This window comes from Chitinophaga sp. 10T418, assembly GCF_056394125.1.
The window spans coordinates 430,322-455,581 of record NZ_JBFTHG010000006.1; the positions used below are offsets into that span (position 1 = coordinate 430,322).

Sequence of the window (25,260 nt, forward strand, 5' to 3'; positions counted from 1 at the left end):
AATAAATCAGTAGTGTTTATATTTCCCTGCCCGACTGGCTACAATGCAGGAATACCGTACATTTCGGAGGGTGAAAATGTAATGACCTCCGTTATTTTCAGGGGCAGTAATTTTCCATCTTCTCCCATATACCGGTATTGCTCTCCTTCCCTGCACAGCAATGGGAAACTATACACAACACTGTTGCCTCCATAATGCACCGGTTCGCCTGGCATCACATCATCAAAAGTTTGTGGGTTCAATGGTTGTCCCGCCCTGTTCAGCACGGTGAACTTCCTTCCTTTTTGCACCAGGAATCCCAGCCCACTCCTTTCAGACAGTACCCTATCGTATATGGGTGGCACCACAATAACGCCCCCGGTCGAAGCCAGCCCCTGCTTAATGTCCCCGTCTTCATTATCCTTCTTCGTGAGCAGCAGGTAAGCGGTATCTTCACTACTTCCAACACCGTAACTATCCTCCGCATATGTCAGTGGCACTATTAGTTTACCATTGCTATCAGCATATCCCAACACGGACTGGCCGGCGTCTCCCTTTTTAACCAACTGTACGCAATTGTTTTTTAAGTACGTGAGCTTTTCATAACTAACAGGAATGACTATATGCCCGTGTGCATCGATTATACCTGTGTTACCTGCATGGGTAACGATTAGTCTTCCTGTTTGCGGGACTACCCTTACATAGTCATACAGCAACGGTGTTTTCTGTTTGGTTTTACTGTTGAACATACTATACTGCTGCTTCCCCTCTTTTTCAATGCTGAGGAGATACTGATCATCTCCCGCCAGCTCAATGCTATTATATACAGGAGGCAGTACCACCAAACCTTTACTGTCGTACAGGCCTTTGTTGTAATTGTCATTCGTATATTTTGTTACCAGCAGCAGACTGCTGTCGCCATCCAATAATGCTACGCTGTACCAGGTAGCGGGTAGCAGGAGACGCTTACTTTTGATGTCATATACACCAATGCCACCCTGCTGTTTTACCCATAACAGGTTGGTAGTTAAAGCCGCATAATCCTGGTAGGCCGCCGGTAACAGCTGTTCTCCGGCTACATTATACAACCCTTTCTTTTCCTGGTAGCTGACCTCCAGCAAACCATTTAATGGCCAGTCGCTGCCGGTAGGATCTATCTCAAAAAAAGCAGGCGCCACTGTTTTTTTGCTCGACGGGCTATAGAAACCATACAGGGCTTTTTGTTTCAACTTAAACAACGGCTCCCCTGTTTCTATGTCGAAAGTGGTGTTCATGCCCGTGATTTCCGTATAGTCTTTGGGCAATAATTTCTTGCCGGTAGTGTCCAGCAAATTATAATTCCCGTTAACCGGTACAATAAAGCAATCGGCAAAACAGGTGATGCCGCCACCATATGCCGGCGGAATAATCTCTTTACCATCTTCCCGGAGGATACCCGTTTTCCTTTTTTTGGTGATGGCAAAATACGGTCCTCCTCCTGTTTCTCCATAAGGACTGTTTATGTCTTCATACACAAAATCTGCTACCATAGTACCATCTTCATTGATAAGGCCATAAAAGCCATTCTTCTTTGCTTTCAGCAAACCGTTTCCGATGAGTTCCATCTTAGTATACTCCGGCGCCAGGTATTCTTTTTTCGTTCCCATGTTGAGTACCACTTCCTGTCCTTTCTTTTTAAAACAAAGTACCCAGTTATCACTGCGCATGAAGGAGTGTTCGTGTTCGTATTCAAAAGGAACCAGTATTTCGTTGTTGAAGGTAACCACGCCCCATAACCCGTTTTGCTGTGCAAATACGTAATCACCTTTCCTGCCGCAGCCACCACAAAAATCGAAGCCTTCGTATATGGCAGGTATCACCAGTTTATTTTGCGACACACTGAATATGCCCCATTTACCATTGACTTTTACGTCAAAATGATCATCATCCAGGATGCCCACCTCCTGGAATTGCATGGGCAGCAATAGTTTGCCGTGCGTATCTGCATAAGCCATTTTATCACCCTGACGTAGCTCCAGGTAGGATTTCCATCTCAGATCGATGGTATCGTATACCGGCTGCAGCAGCCAGTTTCCCTGGTCGTTGACAACGCCCATTTTACCATTGCTGCTTACCAGCATCATGGTTTCTTTGTCATTGATTAATTGGTGGTTACTGTTCTTATCCGCATTGCTATCTACCGGATGATAGGTTGCTATAGCCTGGTCAAAGGCTTTTTCACCTTTTGTATTGATAAACCAGCTTTTGCCATTGTCTTCGATGCGGGCAAAGCCATATACAAAAACGGAACCTTTTTGTGCTGTAACCGCCTGTGCTCCCAGCAGGAAGCCGGCGACCAGTAACAAACGTATGTTCATATTCCAGGGCATTTTAATCTTCATAACTTTTTTTCTTTTCTGAACGGTAAGGTAATGGCCGGCCATTTTTATCCAGGTAGAAATACCACTTCCCTTGTTTTACCAGCAGTGGAAAAATGGTGTCATCCCCCTGGTTTACTTCCAATTCCTCATAGATAGCCGGGATGATTATTTTTCCATTCATATCTGCGATGCCGGATTTCCCGGCTTTGGTCACCTTGAATAATTTCGCTCTTTCCTGGTAATAGATCTCATCGAATTCCGCCGGCAAAATTATTTTTCCACCTGTATCTGCCAGGCCGCATAGCTGGCCTTCATATACCTGGTAATAGGGGATACTGTAGCTTTTATCTATGCGCTGGTATTTAATGGGCAACACGGAGCTCCCATCTTTTTTAATGATTCCTTTTAAATCTCCTTTCCGGACCATCAGCACATTATCTTCAAAGGCGGTGATATCATCCATTTCAATCGGTAAGATCACCTGTTGCTGACGGTTAATAATACCGTAGACGGTATGTTCCGGCGACCCGTTCCTGCCGGCAAGCGCCAGCCCGTTCCAGAAGTCCCCCACAAAGCTGTAGCCATTAAACACGACTTCTTTTCCCTCGCTGTCTACAAAAACGTTTTCGCGTGGATCACCCCATAATTTCAGCAGCCCATTGTTGTATTGGGCATGACCGTTCTTCAGGCTATCGGGCATCAGCGACCTGGAAAACCTGTCTTCCTTAAATTCCCAACGCGGATTGCTATATATTTTATTGCCGCCGATATCGGTGAGTATGCAAACGGTGCTGCCATCATCCGCATAAGTTGTTTCTACAATGCGGTTGGTATCTACCGCAGTATAAAACCCGTACTGTTTACCTCCCCTGATAATTTTACCGGTCTTTGTCGCCAGTGAAGTAGTGTCGCCATTTCTCAGGTACATAATTTCGGGGTTCTGCCATTGGATCCAATTGTATATGGGTGGCAGCAACTCCTTGCCGGTGCTGGTATTAAACAAGCCGAAACTGTTGCCTTTTATGACAGGCAGATAAATTCCTTTATCCGGGCCTGCTGCATCATCCTGGTAAAAATAGCTATCCATGTATCCCAAACGAATGGCGTCGTATGCTGGAGGAAAGATCGTTTTCCCCTGCAAATCCAGCAGGCCGCTACGGTTATCTTTAACTACTTCCAGGTAAGGAATATCGTGGTAAAAACTGATAGCGATGCGTTCATATTCGAAAGGCAGCAACTGTTTTCCATCCTTATCAAACAAACTAACGTTCTTGCCCTTTGTAACCATAAAATAAGCGGGGCCACTGATCGCTTTTCCATAGCCATCTATTACAGCGCTGCCGTAAATGTCCTCTCCGTTGGCATTCACTGCTTTAATCTCATCATATTGTGGTGGAATAATTTCTTTACCGGCTTCATTGATCACGCCACATTTATTGCCCATCCAAACTTTCATTGTGTTGACCGCAGCTTCTGTTTGGGTATACTGCAAGGGCTGTACGTTCACTCCAGCGGCATTCACGAAACCTGTTTTCCCGTTTACGGTCACTGCAAAGAGCTCCGGAGATGGGCCACGATCGCATTTATCGTATATCGCTTTTGTGATTGGCTTCCCTGTTTTATCCATGATCCCACTTTTGTCATGGGTAGTATAACCAAAAAATGTAGTGCCCTCATAGCCGAGGTAGTCAAAAGAAGTATATTCAGGTGCTACGATGATGCTGCCGTCTTCTGCCGCCAGTCCTACTTTCCCGGCTTGCTCTATTTGTACGGCATTTTCCAGCACGTAGCTTTTATCTACTTCCTGGTATTTGGGAGATTGCAATACTTTGCCTGTTTTTATATCCACCCATCCCCACAAACCATCTTTTTTAATTTTCACCAAATGAGGTGTCAGTGTACCTACTTCATTGTAAATGGGGGCACAGATAACATTACCGAGTGTATCTATGGCGCCATATTTTCCATTGAGCCGGATAATGACAAAGCAATAGTTTTTCTCAGGGAACACTTTATCTTTTTCATCCTGGAGCGTGACTTCATCATACTTAAACGGGGCAATAATTTTACCGGCATCATTGATAGCGCCATAGGCATTATGCTTTATCCCGATGATGGTATTGTAGTAGCCGATGTTTTCCAGCTTATCGATTAACACCGCGCCGGAATAATGCAGCATTTGTTTTTGCTGGCGGATCTTCACGGGCGCCAGCTCTCCTTCAAACTTACCAAGATAATCGGCGATAACGGGTTGCTGTGCCTGTGTAGTGAAGCAGGCAAGTAAGGATACGGCGGTGAATAAATATTTCGTTTTCATTTTGGTTCCGGCTTTTTAATCACTATTAATTGACCTTCGCTGGTAACCGCAATAGCGCGGCCTTCGCTGAAGGGGGTTACTTCATTAAATTGCGGTGCAATCACCATTTTGCCGGCGGCATCCATAAAGCCCCAGCCGGACCTGGTGTCGCCGGCTACTTTCACCGCAATAAGTCCTTCTGAAAAAGCCAGCTGAGAATCGTAGATACAATTGCCGGCGGTATCACAGAGTGGTACTTTGCTGATGATGTTACCGCCCGTATCGAGGATAAAAAGTTGTCCGTCTTTATTACGCTCCGCTTTTCCATTCACCTGCACCATGGATAATCCGCTGGCAAAGGCATAAGGTGCTTCTGCAAATTGTGGCATAAATACGGGTAGTCCATTTTTATTCATAAAGCCCCAGGCATCATTTTTATAGAAGAGGGCCAGGCCGTTGGAAAAATCTTCTATTCTCTCAGCATCCGCCTTAAACAATACTTTACCGCTGCTGTCTATTACCAACCAGCTGAGCTCAGGGGGGCCGTCCGGCAAGCTGTTATACAAGCCGGATAGTTCATCTTTGCCTTTCATCGTATCGCCCGACGGGGCAGGTATAGCCACCAGCGCCACCCCATCAGCAAAAGCATGCGCCGCTATATAGGTGGGAGGAATCACCCAGTGACCACTGGTATCTACATAACCATACAATTTATTTTTCCGTACCAGCAACCGGCCATTGGAAAATTGCCTCGGCCGGGATACCAGCTCCTTGTAAGTGCCCTGATGTATTTCATCAAAGAGCGTATCTGTTTCTACAAAGGCAGGGCCCAGGATGGTCTTACCGGCTTTATCGATATACTGCCAGCGGCCTTTCTTTTTGACGGCGGCTCTGTTGTCGGAAAATTCTTTTACTTCTTCAAACTGGTATGGGATCAGGATTTGTCCGGCAGCACCGGCAAAGCCATATAACAGGTGTCCGGCAATGGTTTTACCGACTGCTGCCAGGCCGTTGCGGAAACCTTCTGCTTCTTCAAACTGTGGCTTAATCACCTGGTTGCCCATGGTATCGATATAGCCGTAGCCGTTGGTGCCGTACATCTTTACTACTGCCCGGCCTTCTGAAAAATTAGCGATGTAGGAAAGTTTACGGCCGGTTGTTTCGAAGGCTTGTGGTGGTTCCTGCGCCAGGGTAACAAAGGGCGGGAACAAAAATGGCAACATCAATATCAATTGCTTCATCAGGATATGATCTGTTTATACTGTAGCCGGGGTAAATTTCCACCCCGTATTTCTGCGTACAAAGATGCCGCTCTTCCCTGGTAATCTCCAAATTTAAATACCTACATCATATATACAGGTATATCTACAAATATACTACAACGAGCCCAAAAACCTTGCTGCTGCTCAGTTTATAAAAATATAGTATAAGGTGGGATGAATACCTGGCAATGGGTGGCGCATGGCCGGGGCCTATTGACGACAAGATATTACCACAGCTGTTTATAGTAGATTATGTAAGGATATATGAGCAAAAGCGTTAACACTGCTTAACACTCGTTCCTGTAAAAGTGATGGGCATTTATTGATTTTTTCACTACGTTTGCCGATTCCCATTTTGGGGTGTGAACCAAAAAATGAAAAAATCTGCATTATGAATGGATTGACAAAATCAATGGCTACCGCTATTCTCGGCGTATTTACAGCGCTTCAGGGAGTAACGGCAGTTGCCCAAACCAATGAAAAACCCCGGTTGATTGTAGGTATTGTAGTAGACCAGATGCGTTGGGATTATTTATACCGTTATTATGACCGTTACGAAGCAGGTGGTTTCAAACGTATGCTGGGCGAGGGATTTTCCTGTGAGAACACATTTATCAGTCACCTTCCATCCTTTACCGCTGTTGGACACAGCACCATATATACCGGCAGCATACCCGCTATTCACGGCATCACCGGCAATGACTGGCCAGACCAGGTAACCGGCAGAAAATGGTATTGCACAGAAGATACCACTGTACAACCTGTTGGCAGCACCAGTTCCGCTGGTAAAATGTCGCCTCGCAATCTGCTGGCATCCACCATTACAGATGAATTAAGACTGGCCACTAACTTCCGTTCCAAAGTAGTAGGCGTATCGTTGAAAGACCGTGCTTCCATTCTGCCTGCAGGGCATACCCCTAACGGTGCCTTCTGGCTCGACGACAGCAATGGCAGCTTTATTACCAGCACCTATTACATGAATGAACTGCCTTCCTGGGTAAAAAACTTCAACCACCGCAAAGAGCCGCAACAGTTGATGTCTAAACCCTGGGAAACATTATATCCTCTTGACACCTACACCCAGAGCACKGAAGATAATGTAGCCTGGGAAGGGACTTTCCCGGGTGAAAAAGCACCTGTATTTCCACATCAGCTGAAAGATGTGTACAAGAAAGATCCGGGCAATCTGCGGTCTACCCCTTCCGGTAATACGCTGACACTGGATTTTGCAAAAGCTGCTGTAGATGGTTATGACCTGGGCAACGGCACAGCTACCGACTTCCTCACCATCAACTGCGCCTCTACTGATTACGTAGGACATAAGTATGGTCCTAACTCCATTGAAGTAGAAGACACTTATCTGCGTCTGGATAAAGATCTTTCTTCTTTCTTTACCTACCTGGATCAGAAAGTAGGTAAAGGTAATTACCTCGTATTCCTGACAGCCGATCATGGTGCTGCACATGCCGTTAAATTTATGCAGGAACATCATCTGCCTGCAGGTCTGGTAGAAGGACGTAAATTGATTGCTGGTCTGGATAGTACGCTGGCAAAGCGTTTTGGCGTCAGCAAACTAGTCACTTCCTTCATGAACTACCATGTGAGCTATGATAAAGCGAAGATTACCGCAGCTAAACTGGATTACGATGCAGTAAAGAAAGCATCTGTTGAATACTTCGAGGCACAACCGGGTATACAGTTTGCGGCAGATATGGATAATATCGGTGCTAACCCGCTGCCAGAGCCTATCAAGACGATGGCCATCAATGGTTACAATCGTAAACGTACCGGTTCCGTAATCGTTATTCCTGAGCCAGGATGGTTTGAAGGTTCATTAAAAGGAACTACCCATGGTAACTGGAATCCGTTCGATATCCATATTCCATTGGTATTTATGGGCTGGCATGTAAAACATGGCGCCAGCAATGAAACCACACATATGACAGACATTGCTGCTACCCTGGCCGCCATGCTGCATATACAGATGCCGAGTGGATGTGTGGGCGTTCCGGTGAAAGAAATATTGCAGTAAGCCGAAGGCGTAAAGCAAAAAGCTATTGTCGCGACTCATCATTCGCGACAATAGCTTTTTGCTTTATGCTTTACACTTTATGCTCTCCCCATAAAAGGGTCTGTAATTCCTTCCGCTCCTGTTTCTACCCTGCCGGCATAACGTTGACTAAACGTATCAAAGCCTGTTGCATGCACGGTAAAATCATACCAGCCCTGGCTTTTCTGCAAAGACAGTATCACTTCCAGGCTTTCGCCAGCCGCTACTTTCCGTTGAATCATCTTTCCATTATAGGCATTATCTGTGATGGTGAAATCCCGGGCGGCACTACCGGTATTGGTTACACGAAACGCCAGGTTGCCAGTCGCTTTCTTTTTTAATTTGCCTGCACTTTCATAGCTGAGTTGTATATCGAGTTGCGGATGTTGGGCACTTCCTTTGAATTCCCTGTAAAAACCGTTGGGCCCATGCAGGTGCAGGTGATAACGCCCGGCCACAAAGGATTTTACCGGCCACTCATACTGAAGTGTATCGCCGGCAGCCACCGCAAATGCCCAGCTTCTGCCAGCGGCAGTGGCACCGTCTTTTTCATCCCGGTAAGGAAGGTTGGTGTAAACGGTGAAAGGCGCGCCGGAAGCACGGTCCCCAAAGAGATCTTTAGCCGCCTGCATTTTCAGCGTCAGCTGCTGCTGTTGGGGTTGCCATTGCGCATCCGCTGATAATTCATACGTTAAAGCGCAGGAAGGGCGGGTACCTTTTTCCTGCTGTAAGGACAACGGTCTTTTGCGGTTATTAAAGGCTACAACATCTTCTCCCGTTATTTTGCGGAAGCCTGTTGGCACTTCTTTGAAACGCGCGTTATTGATATTTTCCACTACGCGCTGCTGGTTCAGGAAAATTTGTTTGGCAGGCACAGTGGTGTTAAAAGGACTAAAGGCTGCCGTCAGATCCCCGCTGATAGTACGTCTCCACTGACTGATATTTTCGAAGTGCAGGTTTTTATTCAGCTTCTTATTAAAAAATGTTTCGAGGAACTGTAAAGTAGAGGTGTGTTCAAACAGTTGCGAACAAACTTTTCCACCTCTGCTCCAGGGAGAAGCAATGAGCATAGGCACCCGGAACCCCAGTCCTACCGGGGCTTCCCTCGCCTGCTTTTCACTCACCCCCTGTTTCAGCTCATGCGCCAGTCTTACCTGTTCTATTTCCGTATCAATCCCCGCAGAGCATTTACCGGTACCGGGAATATTATTATCACAAATGGAGAAAGGCACTACGTGGTCAAAATAACCATCGTTTTCATCGTAGGTAACAATGAAGATGGTTTTCTTCCATACTTCCGGGCGTTGCGTGAGGATGTCGAGGATTTCCGATACGTACCAGGCGCCATACCAGGGCGCGCTGGGATGATCAGAAAAGTTCTGCGGGCCTGCGAGCCAGGATACATAAGGCAATCCGCCTTCATTCACATCTTTTCTGAACTGATGCAATACGTCCCCTGCCGGCACGGTGATTTCACGTGCTGTTTGTCCTTCGTTGTAGGCTACTTTGGTAACGCTCCTGTAGGAAGGATCATTACTGTTTATTACAAAGGCGCGTTGATACAGGGCTTTCTGTTGTGGCGTCAATTGTTCATAGCTCTTCTTGTTCCATTTCAGTAATTCTTTGGTAGCGTTATCCAGTACGTCCTGCTTTTTGGAGATGTCGGTACGGATTTTTGCTGCTGCATCTTCAGAGGAAGGACTGGCTTCCTGCAGCTTATTGATTTCATCCGGGAGTGTTTCCACTTGCTTCATTAAACTRTTGATATAACGATCAGAGAACTTCACGTTATAGGCAGCAAAAAACTCCAGCAGGTTACAGCCGAAGTTGGCAAGCCAGGCTCTTTCTTCGCCTTTAAATCCTCCGCCACAGCTAATTTCGTTCTGATAAAACTTCCAGGAGATACCATTTTCTTCCAGCAGTTCAGGGAATGTTTTCCAGGGTAATTTCGCGTAGCTATAGTCATCATTGCGAATATGTGCTTTAGGTATGCCGTCTACCTCATCCACTATTTTTCCGGTCCAGAAAAAAGAGCGGTTAGGTGTGGTACTGGTCATAGCCGAACAAAAATTCTGGTCACAAACGGTGAAAGCATCTGCCATGGCGTAGTTAAAGGGCAGATCTTCCCGGGTATAATAGCCTAGTGTTAAAGGCATGGCAGCGTATTCTTTGTTGCCGGGGCGTTTTGCTATCAGCCATTTATCGTAGCGGCCTTTGTTGTATGCATCTACCTGGCTGGGGCGTGAATGAGGCAGATCGCCCATCCAGGTGGCTTTGGTGTCTTTTATATTCAGGCGAAACGGTGCATAGGTATCGCCGTGTTCATTGGTTTGAAACCATACCGGCTTTTCATCCGGCAACCATACTGCTCTTGGGTCATTAAATCCGCGTACCCCCTGCAATGTTCCAAAGCAGTGATCAAAGGAGCGGTTTTCCTGCATGAGGATCACAATATGTTCTGCATCCAGGAAAGTACTGCCTGCCGCAGGATCTATTGCCAGTGCCTTTTGTATGGAGGCTGGCATCATAGTAGACAAGCCCGCTGCTCCAGATAACAGTAATGATTTTTTCAGGAATTCTCTCCGTGAGTCCATAGTATATTTGCGTAGTTTTTTACATTGTCCGGCTAAACAAAATAAAAAACATTCTCAAGGATTACAATGGCCCAGTCCATTAATTAACCCAAGTTGCCAGTTAAGATATTTTGTTGAGAGTTGTTGCGAAGATGAACAGAGTCAATTTCAGCATTTACAATGCTCTTTTTTATTCTTTAACTGGGAACTTGGGTTATTTACTTAATTTTGCGTCCGAATATACAGAGCATATGACAACACAGGAATTCATTGCCGCCGCATTCCTCGAAGACGTGGGCAGCGGCGATTACTCTACACTGGCATCCATATCAGCCGATGCGAAAGGTAAGGCGGTACTTAAAATAAAGGAAGAAGGCATACTGGCTGGCATACAGCTGGCGCAGGATATTTTCCATCATCTGGAAGAAGATGCAAAATTCACCCTCTATAAAAAAGATGGCGATGCTGTAAATAATGGCGAAACCGCGTTTACCGTTGAAGCCAGCGTACATACCATATTAAAAGCAGAAAGACTGGTGCTTAACTGCATGCAGCGCATGAGCGGCATCGCAACGCTTACCAATAAGTACGCCGATAAAATAAAAAACTACAAAACCAAAATACTCGATACCCGCAAAACCACGCCGCTGTTCCGCGAATACGAAAAGCAGGCAGTGCGCATTGGCGGCGGTTACAACCTTCGCATGGGCTTGTACGATATGATCATGCTGAAGGACAACCATATCGATTTCTGTGGCGGCATAGAACAGGCCATACTGAAAACCAACAAGTACCTTGAGGCCAACGACCTCAACCTGAAAATAGAGATCGAGACCCGTAACCTCGATGATGTGCGCCGTGTGCTTGCTGTAGGCAATGTACACCGCATAATGCTCGATAACTGCTCGCCGGAACTATTGGAAGAAGCAATTGAGCTGATTGGCGGTAAGTACGAGACCGAGGCGTCGGGCGGTATCAATCTCGATAACATTATTTCGTATGCCCGTACTGGTGTCGATTACGTCTCATGCGGTGCTATCACAAATCATGCTGTGAGCATGGACCTTAGTTTAAAAGCGCATAAAATATAGAGCAGATATTATCGCTGTTGTTATATCTCGCTGTCACTAACCCTGATACGGATGTTCTCCTTATGACACATGCCTTTAGCATGTCATCAACAATACAGAAAATTGATATAATTTTAGCCTCACTGAGCATTGTATGATAGTTTTTTGTGTGGTAACTTAAAACTATCAATATTTACAATGCTCTTTTTTATTCTTTAACTGGCAACCTGGGTTAATTATCTGTTATCTTGTTTCCTGAAACTTTCCGGCGACATTCCCGTATGCTTCTTAAAAAAAGTGGCAAAATAAGACGCGCTTTCAAACCCCAGCTGATCTGCAATTTCTCCCACAGACAAACCAGTGTGATACAACAGCCGCTGTGCTTCAATCGTGACTCTTTTGCGTATCAGTTCCCCACTGGAAATATGTCGGAACTCCTTACATAATTTATTCAGATAGTTGGTAGTGATATGCAATTGCGTAGCGTAGAAAGAAGGCGTTTTATGGCTATTGTAATGTTCTTCCAGCAGTGTTTCAAACCGTCTTATTTTTTCATCCCTGTTGCTGGTTCTTTCCGGGTGGCTGCTTCCGCTGAAAGACTGATCCAGGCTACAAAGGAGGATATTAAGATAAGAACGCAGTATCCGGTCGCTGCATTTGTGTTGACTATGAAACTCCTGCAGCATCAACCCTGACAAGAGTTGCCACTTTTGAAAAAGCGTTTCTTCCAGCGGCACATAATTACCGGATTGCTTTGCCAGGAAAGAAAACTGGTACAGCACGTTGCTGTTATAGCGCAGGGAGAAAAAATCTTCCGTAAAACAAATCACCTGTCCCTGCTGTAAGTCCATACTGCATACACTATTGGGCTTGATGCAGATGATGCCCGGTTGTTCTATAAGCACGCTTTTGTCGTCTATCATAACGGTACCTCCCGTAGCATCGGTGCATAACAACAGGTAGCAGGACAGCCGGTGAGACTGTTCCTGCAACGCGTATTGTTTCGTCATTTCCGCCAGACTGCCTGTCCAGAAAAAATTATTGCTGCCCATCGTTACGAGGGCAATGTCATCCCATTTCATACTCAGAACAAATAAGTGACGTGTACCATGGCCCTGTTGCCCGCTTTCACGCGCATATCCGCCATTTGCTGGGAAATAACCGGTTGAAAGTTCACTCCTGCCGCTACATTGCCAAAAGTGGCTTCTACACCGGTGGTGGCCAGTAAGGAATATCCGCCGGAGATATCTACCTTAAACTTTGCAGCTTCCCGGTCTTTGTCGGCGGCTTCATATAAAACGCCTGCATTAGGCGCCACACTTATCTTTGGCGCCAGCCTGATTTTATAATACGCGAGGACGTTGGCAGTAAACTTATTACCGTAGCGGTAGTCGTATTTATTGCTGCTGTTGATCTTGTAGCTTACATTGGTGTTGATGCCCATATCCATTAAGCGTACATCGTAGGCAGCATTTAAGGTGAAGTCGAGACTGGCAGTGCCCAGCTGAAAATTATTAGGTGCATCTTCATTTTCTTTCCGCTCTGCGGGCTCATACCTGCCCGTAGGCAGTTTTACACCTCCTCCTATCCAGAGTGATTGTACCAGTAATTTGTTGTTGCCGGTAGTATGCTGTTTATCCAACAGCTGATAATAGCCTACAGCGGCGATATCACCCAAACCGGATTTGCGCATCGTGCTGCCCTGGTTTTCACGGCTGTTGATATTCAGCGGCACAAAGGCCAGCACGCGAAAACGGCGGCCAATGTTCCAGCCTCCCCACAATTCTGCTGTCTGGTAGGTTTCATCCGTAGTCAGGTAAGAAGTAGTACCACCCGGCCCCAGGTGGGAGCGCATGGTTTTATACTGGTATCGCAGCCCAACAAATCGTTTTTTAAAATCCGGCAGGAGGCCGATGTAATAACTGCCTACACCACAGCCACAGATATCACAAGCCCGGCTTTCGTAAAAGCCGGTGAGCAGGCATACCAGGAGTATTATTATTTTTTTCATGGGTCGTCAATTATTGTGCTTCCTCAGAGAATCTTCTATCGTTAATAAATGAAGGGTCGTTCAGCGTTTGCAGAAAAGCCAGGAGTTGCTCCTGCTCTGCTGCCGTGAACGAAAAGCCGGTATGCCCGTTTTGCTTCAGCAACGGATCAAGCGTAGGCATGTCCTGTACTTCTGACGTATAATGACGCAATACGGCAGGCAAGGTATAAAAGCGGCCATCGTGCATATAAGGCGCTGTATAGGCCAGGTTACGCAGACTCGGCACTTTGAATGTATACTTGTCGGCCGGATTAAGTGTAATAGCATAGCGGCCTTCATCGTTGTTGGGTCCTATCCCCAGACCATTGTTGCGAAACGACTGGTCCGTAAACAGAGGTTCGCGGTGGCAGTTACTGCAATGTTGCTGGTACAGGGTATATCCCTGTTGCTCTGGCACCGTAAAGTGTACGCCCTGCTGCCGCCTTACGCTGTCGTATTTCGATTGATCGCTGACCAGCATCACCATAAACTGCGACAATGCTTTCATCATGCGTGCCGTGGTAATGTCTGTGCTGCCAAAAGCTTTCTGAAACAGCGCCGGGTAAGGAGGTGTGTTGCGTAACTTCTGCAGCACATTGTCCATGGTTTCATCCATTTCCACCGGGTTGGTAATGGGCACAATGGGTTGCAGGTCCATATCAAATACGCCCCCATCCCACATGAAGCTGGTATTCCAGGCCAGGTTCATAATGGGCGGGGAATTGCGGCTGCCAAGCCGGTCATCTATGCCGTGGCTCACATCATGTCCGTGATGCGTAAAAGCGGATGTTTGCAAATGACAGAAGCCGCAGGAAATGGTATTGTTGCGGGAAAGCCTGGATTCATAAAACAATTTCCTGCCCAGCTCAAAGCCTTCTTTGGTAACGGGGTTATTTTCGAATTTATACACCGTAGCCGGAAACCCGGCAGGCTGCCGGAATCCGATGAAGGCGATGAGCTGTTCACTTTTACTACAGGCAAAGAGGAAGATGACCATGCCTGTGAGTATCATCCATTGTAACTTACTCATACCGCTTAGTTTTCCGTATGATCGTGATGAAACATCTGCACGTAGTTATTGGCGATGTTGGTGCTGAAGTCACTGAACATCACTGTAGGATTGGCAGCGATGCTGATATTTTTAGTGCCGTTAAACATTTTCAGGATGTCTACCATCAGGTGGATATTGGCTTCGCGGCCTTGTCTTACTTTGGCGATGCCGCCGGCAGAAAGATCTACCGTAATAGTTTTGATATTATTGAGTGTAACGGCATTGTACCCACCGAAGCCACCAATATGATAACGGAATTTATGCTGACCGCTGGGATCCAGTGGTGCTGCAGCCGCCTCTCCTTCCATCTTGAAAAAGATATAGCCGCTATTCCAGCCCCAGTACATACCATCCATGCCACCGGCAGGATTCAGTACACCGGTTCTTTTGCTGATATCCATGGTACTTCGTAAGCTGTCTACTCCCAGTACAAAAGTGAGGGAGCTATAGTCGCCTTCAGGTACTTTTACTTTTACGAACTGTGAAGCAGCGTTGGCCTCAGATACCAGGAAATAGCTGCTGTCTGCTGGTACCGTATAGACCTTACCGTTGCTGTTTTTCACCTGTATGTTGCTGATAAAATACTGTAGCAGGGATACTTTAAAAGGTTCGCCTGCGGCGTTGGTGTATATACCGGTATTCAGCTGGAGGTTTTTATCTCCGGCGATGTTATCAAACTGTACAGACAAAGTGGCTTTGGCACTGTCATCTGCCGCAGGCGCAGTATCATCTTTTTTACAGGCAGTGAAAGTGGTTAACAGCAGGATAGCGCTGTATATAGTGTGTTTAAAACGTTGCATGATAGTGTTTTTTTCGKGCAGGCAATAGCAAGCCTCCCGCCTGCATATGAGCAGGTGGTGTAAAGGCAATAAGGTGGCTGTAGTACAGCCGGTGTACATTCAGTGATGATCTAAATAAGTGGAAATGCCTATGCCATGGGGGGACGAAATACGCCAGTAGGTTGATCGATGGGGGTGCCTATGCAATAGGGATGCAGATAGTTCTTATGGGAAGGTGTGGCCACTGGTTTCAGCGTGGTTGGCTGTAGCCAGGCGGCGTAGAATATTTCGCTCCGGTGATCCTTACGCTCGGGATTGTCCTGATCACGTTTGTCTTCCTCTTTTAATTTTTTGCTGAGGTGACATTTACCATTACAATGCATGGCAGGCTTATTCCGGTTCTCACATAAATTAGCGGCAATATATTCCTGGTTGAGATAGAAGTCGAGCATCACGAAATAACGGCCTGAGAGCTGGCAAAGCCAGATCAGCATTAAAAATACCGTTATAAATAGTTTCCGCATGCTACGAGTAGATGTTAGCTTTTTTGCAAAGTTATTACTAAAATCGATTGATGCGCAAAAGTACGTATAAACAACGCTATGATTGTATGAAAAACGGGACTATTATTTAATTTTTCATGCTTTTGTTTTCAGTGTATGCCATTCGTGCGCTGTTTTGGTCATGAGCAGGGCATTATCAAATTGCACGGTTCCTTTTTCAAACAGGTTAGTATTTTCAAAGAAGCTGGAAGATACCTGCATCATACGCAGCGGGCTGAGTTCCCATGTATAGGTATCCAGGCGCAGGCCATCCAGTGTTTGTTTATTGTTGGGAGAATAGCCGGTAGCTCCTTTTGCAAAGAAGTCAGACGCATTCGCCAGTGTTTCAAAGATGGAGTCACGGGGAAATTCGCCGGAGGTTCTGGCATCAATAGAAATGCGGGTAGCATCTGAGCTGGTGAAATCGATATGATAATGACCATTTTCTTCTTTCACATTAAACAGGGCGTGATGATGTTTCCCGGGAAAAAACCGGCCACCGGCAAAAACATTCCACCTGGAAGAGGTATCGCGGCGGGGAATGTACACGCCTTCTTTTGTGACGCCATCTTCCTCCCATTCCACCGCAATGCGGTGCGCACCGTTTTCGGACGACAGTCCCATGAAGTCCGGCCAGCCTTTGGGTTTGATATGCTTCAGTCTTATCAGGCAAATGCCGGCAATGGCTTTGCCCTTGTATATTTTAGGCCGGAAAGGAGCAGGCAGTAGTTGTTGTATCGCTGCTGGTTCTACAGTAAAATTCACCAGAATGCGCCGGTCTATATAGCCATGTATAACAGGTAATTGGATCATAAGTACAAGGATGTACTCTAAGATACAGCATTATCACACTACCAGTAGGTTAAATATGCGTCCTGATCACTTGAAGTGCTGCAACCGGCGGCATTCATCAAAAAACATGTTACTTATTCAGCCATGCAGCAGCGCGGATAACGGTGGAATCCTGTTTCGGATTTTCAAAATTTTCCTGTCCGCTGATCACTTCATCCGGGCTAACATTTACTTTATATACCTTCTTATTTCTGTCGGTGTAATATCCGATGGAGATGACCAACATGCCCTGGTTACCCAGCGGGAAAACGTTGGTACAGGTAATCTGACCAAAGCTGGAGGAGCCAAAGTACCTGGTATGCTGCCGCCCTTCGAGGGCCACCGCTATGGCTTCGCCGGCGCTGGCGGTAACCGGACCGGTTAATATGGCTAATTTATTACCCACCATTGTGGTAGCGGGCGTATTCATCACACTATCACCCTGGCAGAAAACGCCCTGACGCATTCCCCAAAACCGTATAAATTGACCTTTATCATCGGTGAAACCACCCATGGCGGCATCTTCCAGCAAACCACTGGTACCATTCAACATGGGCGTCATATTACCGCCTCCGCATACACGCAGATCCAGCACCCATTTTTGTAGCTGTGGAGTGGATACGCGGGTTATTTCTTCCTTTATTTTCTGCGCCGCTTCCGCCGCCGCCACAGGATCAATAGCATTAATCATGGGCATACGGATATAGCCTGTTTTATTATCCAGCGCCATTACGTGCAACTCTCTGGCGTACTGATTCACGGCCTGCATTAATGGCGCTGATATCCTTGACATGCCATTCGTGTCTCCGCCAGTCATGAATTTACCCCCATATATCCAGGAGGCATGATTATCATGTACGCGTTTAAAAATATGCTGTACGGCTTTAGCTAACTGCTGCAGGTCCGTACTTTTATCTGCTATCAGATAGGCTGAATCCCTGATCGCATTCCAGTTAGCCGACTCACGGTGCAATGAATACGTTTTACAATAACCCAGGAAAACATCTACGTTAGCGTGGGTGATCGTCGTTTTGGGTATGCGGTGAATGATCATTGGAATGGATGCACTGCCTTGCGTCCACACGCCGGCAATACTGTCGGAAGAAATCTTACCGGCAAATTGCGCACGCAGCACATTGTCGTTAAGTGAAAAAGTAACATTGTCTTTATCATGAACTACCTGCGTAATGTCGTGCCGGAAGATTCCCTGTGATGGAATGAAAATAGCACCGGTAGTATCCTGCATATCGAAATATACAGTCAACTCCATTTTGCCGGCTTTCAGAACGCCTTCCCAGGCGCCATCACTGGCTGCGCTATTTTGTCTGTAGGAAAAGGAGAAGGCTGGGATGAAGAAAGTCAGTAATAGGGTCGACAAAATTATTCTTTTCAAGGTCATTGAGTTTAAAATAAAAATAAGGTTTAATAACAACATCAACCGCTAAAAAATAAAAATTGAACAATTGTTTTGAAAAGTTGTTCAATTTTGTATATTTGCTCAAGTAATCAACTCATACACCTCGTTATGCCGGTTAGTGAAAAGAAAGTAAAAATGGATGATTCTACGGAAGAGCGCATTAAAGCCGCCGCCAGGATTGTGTTTACCAAAAAGGGATATCAGGCTACCAAAGTGCGGGACATCGCAGCAGAAGCGGATATCAACCTTTCGCTGGTCAATTACTACTTCCGCAGCAAAGAAAAACTGTTCCAGTTTGTGATGGCAGAGGTAGTGGAGAAACTCATTACTGCTGTTACTGCTGTATTAAATAACCAGCAACTGAGTTTGCAGCAGAAGATAGAACAGGTAGCAGATCATTACATTAACCTGTTGCTGAACAACCCGGATTTCCCGTTGTTTATGGTGAATGAAATATTTGCCGGCAGCGATGAGCTGTTAAAGGACAATCGGAAAAATGCCATCTTCCATTCTCACTTCTTTCAGCAATTAAATGCGCTGCAAAAAGAAGGCAAGCTACAGGTCAACCCACTTCACCTGATGATGAACCTCATAGGATTTGTGGTGATGCCCTTCCTCGCCAGACCGCTGCTGGAAAGAAATAAAGTAGTTAAAACGGGTGAGTTTAAGATACTGATGGAAGAAAGAAGGAAGCTAATTCCTGTGTGGATGAAAGGTATGTTGAAGTAAAATTTTTTTGCCCGGAAATTGAACAACTTTTCAAAACAATTATTCAAACTGAATATAGCGCTATGAACTTATTCAAAGCAATGTGCTGCTGTTTATTATTCGGTGTGTTACAGGAAAAGGCGTTGGCACAAGTCCTTACTATTGAGGAGTGCTTTACACTGGCCCGGCAAAACTATCCGCTGATCAAACAATACGACCTGATTGTACGCAGCAGCAGGTACTCTGTAGAAAATGCCGGTAAACTATACCTGCCGCAGCTAACCATAAGCGGACAAGCCAGCTACCAATCGCAAACCATCAATTTCGGAGATGTATTGCCTTCCCTGCCCGGACTCACACCACCAGACCTCAGTAAGGATCAGTACAAAATACAGGCGGAAATTACCCAGCAAATCTATGACGGAGGCGTTAGCAGGTACCAGAAAGAAAGCAGCAAAGCCAATGAAGCAATTCAGCAGCAACAGCTGGAAGTAAATTTGTATGCCATCAAAGACCGGTTAACACAACTATACTTTGCTGTTTTACTGATGGATGCGCAGCTGAAACAAAACAGCCTCAGAAGAACAGACCTGCAAAGTGCGGCCGATAAAGTACAGGCTGCCCTGGCCAATGGCGTTGCCTTCCGCAGCAACGTGGATGAACTTAAAGCAGAAATCATTAATACCGACATGGCGGCCACGGAATTCAGCGCTAACCGTAAAGCCTATATGAAAATGCTGGCGGTATTTATTAACCAGCCCATATCAGACAGCACCACACTCACCTACCCCGCCCCGGTAGCCCCGCAGGAAGGCATTCGCCGGCCGGAAATTACGTACTACGATATACAAAAGAAAGCATTTGACGTACAGGAGAAACAACTCAGCTCCAACTATCTGCCTAAACTCAATGCCTTTCTGCAAGGCGCCTATGGCCGCCCTACCCTGAATATAGTAGACAATAAATTTGGTCCCTGGTGGATAGGCGGCGTACGCCTGAACTGGTCGCTCGGTAGTTTATACTCCCTGAAAAACAACCGGCAGCAACTGGATATTAACCGGCAAAACCTCGATATCAGCAAAGAAACTTTCCTGTTTAATACCAACCTGAGCTTGCGGCAACAAAACCAGGACATCCAAAAGTATGCGGCACTAATGGAACAGGACGATGACGCCATCACCCTGCGGTCATCTGTGCGAAAGTCGGCGCAGGCGCAACTGGACAATGGCGTGATTACCGTACATGAATACATTTCACAGCTCAACGCAGAAAATCTGGCCAAACAATCGCGGATACTGCATAGCATACAATTATTACAGGCACAATACAATTATAAAAACACTTCCGGGAACTGATTAATTATTGCATATGAAATACAACATAATACTCGGTCTGGCTGCTGTGATGTTGATAAATGCCTGTGGCAACGGCAAACCCGACTATGATGCCTCCGGCAACTTTGAAGCAGATGAAGTCATCGTATCTGCCCAGCAAACCGGCGTGCTGCTCGACTTCTCCGTACAGGAAGGCGACAAATTAACTGCCGGACAAAACGTAGGACAAATTGATGTGACCATCCCTACCCTGCAAAGGGAACAGGTGCTGGCATCCATCAACGCCCTGAAAGATAAAACCCATGACCCTTTTCCGCAAACAGAACTGGTAAAACGGCAACTGCTGGTGCAGGAAGCCCAGCTGGAGCAGCAATACCGGGAAAGAAAAAGAACGGAGAACCTGGTAAAAAGCGACGCTGCCACCCAGAAACAACTGGATGATATCAATGCGCTGATTGAACAACTGGAACGACAACTGGCCGTAACGCGGCAACAGATAAAGCTGAACGACTCGAATACCTCCACACAAAACCGGACCATCCTCAGCGAAAAAGCACCGTTGGAAAAATCGCTTGCCCAATATGCAGAGCAGATACATAAAGGACAAATCATTAATCCCGTTACCGGCGTGGTACTCACCAGGTACGCCCTGAAAGGAGAAATGGCCGCTACCGGAAAAGCCCTGTATAAGATTGCCAACATTGACACCTTATACCTCAAAGCTTATATCACCGGCGACAAACTGCCGGCCATTAAACTGGGACAAACCGTACAGGCCCGCATTGACCAGGGAGAAAAGAACTATAAAACATATACCGGTGATATCACCTGGATATCAGATAAATCTGAGTTTACCCCTAAAACCATTCAGACAAAAAACGAACGGGCCAACCTCGTGTATGCGATCAAGGTAAGGGTGAAAAATGATGGCTATCTGAAAATAGGCATGTATGGCGAAATGCTGATTAAAACCGATAAAAAATGAGCGCTGTCGTACTGGATCATATTACAAAGACTTACGACAAGGGCAAAGTGCTGGCGGTAGATGATATATCGCTGCAGGTGGCCGAAGGTGAACTGTTTGGGCTGATCGGCCCTGATGGTGCCGGCAAAACCTCTCTCTTCCGCATACTCACTACCCTATTGTTGCCGGACAAAGGTACTGCCAGCGTGCAGGGCTATGACTGTGTGAAAGACTATAAAAAGATCCGGAGCAGAATAGGTTATATGCCCGGTAAATTCTCGCTATACCAGGACCTTACCGTAAAAGAAAACCTGGATTTTTTTGCCACACTCTTCGGCAGCAGCATAGCAGACAACTATGAGCTGATCAAAGATATTTACGAACAGATCAAGCCATTCAGCAACCGCCGCGCCGGCAAACTCTCCGGTGGCATGAAACAAAAACTGGCCCTCTGCTGCGCCCTGATACACAAGCCGGAAGTATTGTTTCTTGATGAACCTACCACCGGCGTAGATGTAGTGTCGCGTAAAGAGTTCTGGGAAATGCTGAAAAACCTGAAGCAACAGGGCATTACCATTGTGGTATCAACGCCTTATATGGACGAAGCCGTGCTTTGCGAAAGGATTGCACTGATACAGGCTGGCAAAATTATGTCGGTGGATACACCAGAACATATTATGGCGCAGTTCCCAGTAAAACTATATGCCATCAAGGCTGATATTATATATCAGCTGTTCACGGATCTGAGAAATGAGCCGGCTATTGAGAGCTGCTACGCTTTTGGGGAGTACATCCATATTACCCTGCGTGATGATGCAACAGACATTGCCTCCATACAGCAACTCATGGAGCAGAAAGGGCATACACATGTGGAAGCAAAATTAATTCGTCCCAGTATAGAAGATAGTTTCATCCGGTTAATGAACCAGGCCTAAATCATGTTGCCATGGAAGAAAAAGTGATCATCTGCAAGGACCTGACCAAACGTTTTGGCGACTTTTACGCCGTCAATAAAATTTCTTTTGATGTAAAAAAGGGAGAAATATTTGGTTTCCTGGGGGCTAACGGCGCCGGCAAAACAACCGCCATGCGGATCCTTTGCGGCCTCTCCCACCCTAGTTCCGGAGAAGCTACCGTAGCGGGTTTCAATGTATACAAGCAACCGGAATCCATTAAGAAGAATATTGGTTATATGAGCCAGAAATTTTCGCTCTACGAAAATCTGACCGTACTGGAAAACATTGAATTTTTTGGTGGCGTATATGGCGTACCGGCTGCGGAAATAAAGAAACGAAGCGATGAGCTGGTGCAACAACTCGGGCTTACCGCGGAAGCGAAAAAGTTCGTGGGGGCGCTGCCGTTAGGATGGAAACAGAAGCTCGCTTTTTCAGTAGCCATCTTTCACCGGCCTAAAATCGTGTTTCTCGATGAGCCTACCGGAGGCGTGKATCCGGTTACCCGCCGACAGTTCTGGGATATGATCTATGAAGCAGCAGCGTCGGGTATTACCATCTTCGTCACTACACATTATATGGATGAAGCCGAGTATTGTAACCGTGTGACCATTATGGTAGATGGTAAAGTGGAGGCGCTGGATTCTCCTGCCAACCTGAAAACGCAGTTCAAGGCAGAAAATATGAATGAAGTTTTTTATCAGCTTGCCCGTGGCGCCCAAAGATCCGGCGATTAAAATAACACTATGAAACAGTTCCTCGCATTTATCAGGAAAGAATTTTTCCATGTGTTCCGGGATAAGCGGACCTTACTCATCATGTTTGGTTTGCCGGTGGCGCAGATTGTGCTGTTTGGCTTTGCGCTGACCAGTGAAGTAAAGGACATTACCCTTACCATTATAGATAATTCCAGGGATATCAATACACAACAGTTGATCGGCAAAATAAAATCATCTTCCTATTTTGTTGTACAGGAATCCAATATCGACTATAACACCATCAGGGATTCATTTAAGAAAGGCAAGGCCAAATGTGCGCTCATTTTTCCGGCTGGTTTTGGCAATGACCTGCAACATGCCGGAAAGGCGCAGGTACAGATCATTACAGATGGCTCCGATCCTAATACCGCCAAAACAGTAGTGAATTATATTACCGCCATCATGACCGCCTATCAGCAAGAGATCAGCCCCTCGGCACGCCTTCCTTATATGATTATTCCGGAAGCAAGGATGTTATATAATGAAGAAGGCAATGGCTCTCTTAACTTTATCCCGGGAGTAATGGCGCTAGTACTGATGATTGTGTGTACGGCGCTCACCTCTGTATCAGTAGTACGGGAAAAGGAGCTGGGCACCATGGAAATACTGCTGGTATCTCCTTTCAAACCATTGATGGTACTGATTGCCAAAGCTATTCCATACCTGATATTATCGCTCGCCAATTTTATCCTGATCCTTGTACTCGCAGTGTTTGTGTTGAATGTAGGTATCAAAGGCAGCATAGGCTTACTTTTCCTTGAAAGTATGTTGTTTATCATTACCTGTTTATCACTGGGGTTGTTGATTTCCAATACCACCAACTCCCAGCAAACCGCGCTGCTGATATCGATGATGGGGATGATGATTCCTACGATGATCTTTACTGGTTTTATGTTTCCCCTGGAGAATATGCCAATACCGTTCCAGGTGATTGCCAATGTGGTTCCTTCCCGCTGGTATTTCCTGATTGTAAAGGCGGTGATGCTGAAGGGGCTTGGCATTGAATATGTGTGGAAAGAAACACTGGTGTTGCTGGGGATGACTACCGTAGCGCTGACTATTGCCCTCAGAAACTTTAAAACCCGGCTATCATGAAAGTGTTGCGTTATATTCTGAAGAAGGAGTTTAAGCAGATCTTCCGGGATAAAACCATCCTGGCCATGATGTTTGCGCTGCCTACCATACAGCTGATTATTCTTCCGCTGGCGATGAATTTTGATGTAAAAAATGTGAAGCTGGCTGTGGTGGATAATGACCACAGTCCATATTCCCGTCAGATGATTGCCAAAATAGCCTCTTCCGGTTATTTCAGGATAGTGGCGGCAGAATCGTCTTTTAAAGCAGCATTAAAATATATAGAGAAAGAAAAAGCAGACCTGGTGCTGGAAATACCCGCGGGTTTTGAAAGTAACCTGGTGAGAGAAGGCGTGCAGAAAGTGGGTGTTTCCGTAGATGCGATCAACGGCACCAAAGCAGCCATAGGCGGCAGTTATTTGCAGGCAGTGATCGCAGACTTCAATAAAGAAATTCCTGTTAATGCCGGCAGTCATGCACCAGAAGGAACCATAGACATCACTTATTCCAACTGGTTTAATCCATTGGCGGAATATCGCTTCTATGTGGTACCTGCCGTATTGGTATTGTTGCTGACACTGATCGGCGGCTTTATGTCGGCCCTGAATATTGTGAGAGAAAAAGAAGTCGGTACCATAGAACAGATCAATGTTACGCCGATTCAGAAATGGGAGTTTATACTGGGTAAGCTGATTCCGTTCTGGGTGGTAGGCATAATTGTATTTACGCTGGGACTCACCGTAGCGTGGGTGGTATATGGTATCTGGCCGGTAGGTAGTTTTGTTACATTGTACCTGTTTGCCGCTATGTATCTCGTAGCATTGCTGGGATTTGGACTGCTGATATCTACCTATACCAGTAACCAGTTGCAGGCCATGTTTGTTGCCTTCTTTTTTATCATGATTTTTATGCTCATGAGTGGTCTTTTTACTTCGGTAGATAGTATGCCTGCCTGGGCCAAAGTAATCGCCAATTTAACGCCGGTAACACATTTTATTAAGGTGATGCGGATGATTGTTCTGAAAGGCAGCGGCTTCGCGGATGTACAGCGGGAGTTTTTATACCTGGTGATATTTGCGGTAGTACTGAATGGCTGGGCTATATTTAATTACAGGAAGACAAGTTGAGAGGTATATAAATTTTGCACCCTGAAATTTTTAATTATCTTCGGCTACGAAATAATTCGTACACCTTCTGGAGGAAAGCCAGGAGGCACTTATCAACTAAACC

Annotated in this window: 20 protein-coding genes; 9 read left to right on the top strand and 11 right to left on the bottom strand. The window is 46.0% G+C overall.

Features of this window, described 5'->3' with window-relative positions:
- Window positions 1-38: 38 nt before the first annotated feature.
- From AC1DCV_RS19915 to AC1DCV_RS19925, 3 genes are read right to left on the bottom strand one after another with little or no spacing between them, the layout of a single operon-like run.
- Window positions 39-2,360: a WG repeat-containing protein gene (locus AC1DCV_RS19915; RefSeq protein ID WP_477024799.1), complete on the bottom strand. Its 2,322-nt coding sequence runs from the start codon at window positions 2,358-2,360 to the stop codon at window positions 39-41.
- On the bottom strand, window positions 2,350-4,656 hold the full coding sequence (locus tag AC1DCV_RS19920; protein WP_477024800.1) for a WG repeat-containing protein: 2,307 nt from the start codon (window positions 4,654-4,656) through the stop codon (window positions 2,350-2,352). The genes AC1DCV_RS19915 and AC1DCV_RS19920 overlap by 11 nt, the downstream gene beginning before the upstream one ends.
- Window positions 4,653-5,876: a WG repeat-containing protein gene (locus tag AC1DCV_RS19925; RefSeq protein ID WP_477024801.1), complete on the bottom strand. Its 1,224-nt coding sequence runs from the start codon at window positions 5,874-5,876 to the stop codon at window positions 4,653-4,655. Before AC1DCV_RS19925 ends, AC1DCV_RS19920 begins: the two co-directional genes overlap by 4 nt.
- 412 nt (window positions 5,877-6,288) lie before the next feature.
- Between AC1DCV_RS19925 and pafA the strand changes: the two genes are divergently transcribed.
- Window positions 6,289-7,929 (top strand): alkaline phosphatase PafA, encoded by a 1,641-nt coding sequence (gene pafA, locus AC1DCV_RS19930; protein ID WP_477024802.1) that lies wholly within the window; start codon window positions 6,289-6,291, stop codon window positions 7,927-7,929.
- A 77-nt stretch (window positions 7,930-8,006) separates the two neighbouring features.
- Here the strand turns inward: pafA and AC1DCV_RS19935 are convergent, their stop codons facing one another.
- Window positions 8,007-10,541 (bottom strand): phosphocholine-specific phospholipase C, encoded by a 2,535-nt coding sequence (locus tag AC1DCV_RS19935; protein ID WP_477024803.1) that lies wholly within the window; start codon window positions 10,539-10,541, stop codon window positions 8,007-8,009.
- A gap of 230 nt (window positions 10,542-10,771) precedes the next feature.
- Between AC1DCV_RS19935 and nadC the strand changes: the two genes are divergently transcribed.
- On the top strand, window positions 10,772-11,611 hold the full coding sequence (gene nadC / locus AC1DCV_RS19940) for a carboxylating nicotinate-nucleotide diphosphorylase (RefSeq protein WP_477024804.1): 840 nt from the start codon (window positions 10,772-10,774) through the stop codon (window positions 11,609-11,611).
- Between the two features lie 215 nt (window positions 11,612-11,826).
- Here nadC and AC1DCV_RS19945 read toward each other — a convergent pair whose 3' ends face one another.
- The 7 genes from AC1DCV_RS19945 to AC1DCV_RS19975 form a co-directional block, all read right to left on the bottom strand.
- Window positions 11,827-12,672, bottom strand: a complete 846-nt coding sequence (locus AC1DCV_RS19945; protein WP_477024805.1) for a helix-turn-helix domain-containing protein — start codon at window positions 12,670-12,672, stop codon at window positions 11,827-11,829.
- A gap of 2 nt (window positions 12,673-12,674) precedes the next feature.
- Window positions 12,675-13,601 carry a transporter gene (locus tag AC1DCV_RS19950; RefSeq protein ID WP_477024806.1) on the bottom strand — a complete coding sequence of 309 codons (927 nt, stop codon included), beginning with the start codon at window positions 13,599-13,601 and terminating at the stop codon, window positions 12,675-12,677.
- Window positions 13,602-13,611: 10 nt separating this feature from the next.
- Window positions 13,612-14,649, bottom strand: a complete 1,038-nt coding sequence (locus AC1DCV_RS19955) for a cytochrome-c peroxidase (protein ID WP_477024807.1) — start codon at window positions 14,647-14,649, stop codon at window positions 13,612-13,614.
- Window positions 14,650-14,654: 5 nt separating this feature from the next.
- The gene (locus AC1DCV_RS19960) at window positions 14,655-15,470 is read right to left on the bottom strand and encodes an MbnP family protein (protein ID WP_477024808.1); all 816 of its coding nucleotides are present in this window, start codon (window positions 15,468-15,470) and stop codon (window positions 14,655-14,657) included.
- Between the two features lie 128 nt (window positions 15,471-15,598).
- Window positions 15,599-15,973, bottom strand: coding sequence for a hypothetical protein (locus tag AC1DCV_RS19965; protein WP_477024809.1), 375 nt, complete (start codon window positions 15,971-15,973; stop codon window positions 15,599-15,601).
- A gap of 114 nt (window positions 15,974-16,087) precedes the next feature.
- Entirely contained in the window at window positions 16,088-16,804 is a 717-nt protein-coding gene (locus AC1DCV_RS19970; RefSeq protein WP_477024810.1) for a DUF2071 domain-containing protein, read from the bottom strand.
- A gap of 109 nt (window positions 16,805-16,913) precedes the next feature.
- Window positions 16,914-18,215, bottom strand: a complete 1,302-nt coding sequence (locus tag AC1DCV_RS19975; RefSeq protein ID WP_477024811.1) for a S41 family peptidase — start codon at window positions 18,213-18,215, stop codon at window positions 16,914-16,916.
- A 132-nt stretch (window positions 18,216-18,347) separates the two neighbouring features.
- Here AC1DCV_RS19975 and AC1DCV_RS19980 point away from each other — a divergent pair, with 132 nt between their 5' ends.
- From AC1DCV_RS19980 to AC1DCV_RS20010, 7 genes are all read left to right on the top strand, one after another.
- Entirely contained in the window at window positions 18,348-18,968 is a 621-nt protein-coding gene (locus AC1DCV_RS19980) for a TetR/AcrR family transcriptional regulator (protein WP_477024812.1), read from the top strand.
- 62 nt (window positions 18,969-19,030) lie between these two features.
- Window positions 19,031-20,302 (top strand): TolC family protein, encoded by a 1,272-nt coding sequence (locus AC1DCV_RS19985; RefSeq protein ID WP_477024813.1) that lies wholly within the window; start codon window positions 19,031-19,033, stop codon window positions 20,300-20,302.
- A 13-nt stretch (window positions 20,303-20,315) separates the two neighbouring features.
- On the top strand, window positions 20,316-21,266 hold the full coding sequence (locus tag AC1DCV_RS19990) for an HlyD family secretion protein (protein ID WP_477024814.1): 951 nt from the start codon (window positions 20,316-20,318) through the stop codon (window positions 21,264-21,266).
- Window positions 21,263-22,180, top strand: a complete 918-nt coding sequence (locus tag AC1DCV_RS19995) for an ABC transporter ATP-binding protein (protein WP_477024815.1) — start codon at window positions 21,263-21,265, stop codon at window positions 22,178-22,180. The genes AC1DCV_RS19990 and AC1DCV_RS19995 overlap by 4 nt, the downstream gene beginning before the upstream one ends.
- 11 nt (window positions 22,181-22,191) lie before the next feature.
- On the top strand, window positions 22,192-22,935 hold the full coding sequence (locus AC1DCV_RS20000) for an ABC transporter ATP-binding protein (RefSeq protein WP_477024816.1): 744 nt from the start codon (window positions 22,192-22,194) through the stop codon (window positions 22,933-22,935).
- Between the two features lie 9 nt (window positions 22,936-22,944).
- Window positions 22,945-24,051: an ABC transporter permease gene (locus AC1DCV_RS20005; RefSeq protein WP_477024817.1), complete on the top strand. Its 1,107-nt coding sequence runs from the start codon at window positions 22,945-22,947 to the stop codon at window positions 24,049-24,051.
- Window positions 24,048-25,157 (top strand): ABC transporter permease, encoded by a 1,110-nt coding sequence (locus AC1DCV_RS20010; RefSeq protein ID WP_477024818.1) that lies wholly within the window; start codon window positions 24,048-24,050, stop codon window positions 25,155-25,157. The genes AC1DCV_RS20005 and AC1DCV_RS20010 overlap by 4 nt, the downstream gene beginning before the upstream one ends.
- Window positions 25,158-25,260 lie beyond the last annotated feature (103 nt).